2 protein-coding genes are annotated in these 568 nt (G+C 43.0%); both read left to right on the top strand.

The genetic code is table 11. The features are described from left to right. Positions 1-5 precede the first annotated feature (5 nt). Positions 6-140, top strand: a complete 135-nt coding sequence (locus DF216_RS11030) for a class IIb bacteriocin, lactobin A/cerein 7B family (RefSeq protein WP_276318436.1) — start codon at positions 6-8, stop codon at positions 138-140. Positions 141-171: 31 nt separating this feature from the next. After that, on the top strand, positions 172-432 hold the full coding sequence (locus DF216_RS10350; RefSeq protein ID WP_129326776.1) for a hypothetical protein: 261 nt from the start codon (positions 172-174) through the stop codon (positions 430-432). The last annotated feature ends 136 nt before the right edge of the window (positions 433-568 follow it).

The raw sequence follows: 568 nt of genomic DNA, 5'->3' as shown, positions 1-568 counted from the left end.
TTGCCTTGACTGATGAAGAAATGATGATGATCGACGGTGGATGGTCATTCTACGGTGTCCCTGTTGATGTATTCACAGTTTCTTTGGCTATCTTGGGTGGATCACTACTTTCAGGTTTCTTTGTAGGGCTTTTTAGCTAATTTAGTATCTTAAATAGAAAAGGTGAATTTCATGAACAAAGATTTTAAATCATTGGATCAAAAATTTATGCCACTTTCTGAAGCTGAATTGGTTGAAGTAGAAGGTGGTTGGGTCGGCGGTGACCTTGTTCGTGCCGTATTTGATATCGGTCGTGAAGTTGGTCGCACTGTACGTGGACTTGCTATCCGTGCATACGGTCGTATCCGCGCTAGAATTGGCTCAGGATCTGGTTCTAGCAATCGTGGCGGTGCTAACAACGGTGGCGCTGCAAGCCCAGACGTTTTTAACTAATAGTTTGTCTTCGACAGAGAGCCTCTTGTTCGTCTTGATTGGGACAAGAGGCTTTTTCATGTGAAAGCGAGCCCAAGCCTATCTCGGATCAATATCTTTAAAACGATTGATACCATTGGAAAAATAAGCCACATTA

The sequence above is a fragment of the Streptococcus oralis genome, from assembly GCF_004127215.1.
GTDB classification, from domain to species: domain Bacteria; phylum Bacillota; class Bacilli; order Lactobacillales; family Streptococcaceae; genus Streptococcus; species Streptococcus oralis_BD.
Note: the sequence above shows the minus strand (reverse complement) of the source record. Positions and strands in the feature narration are given on the sequence as shown.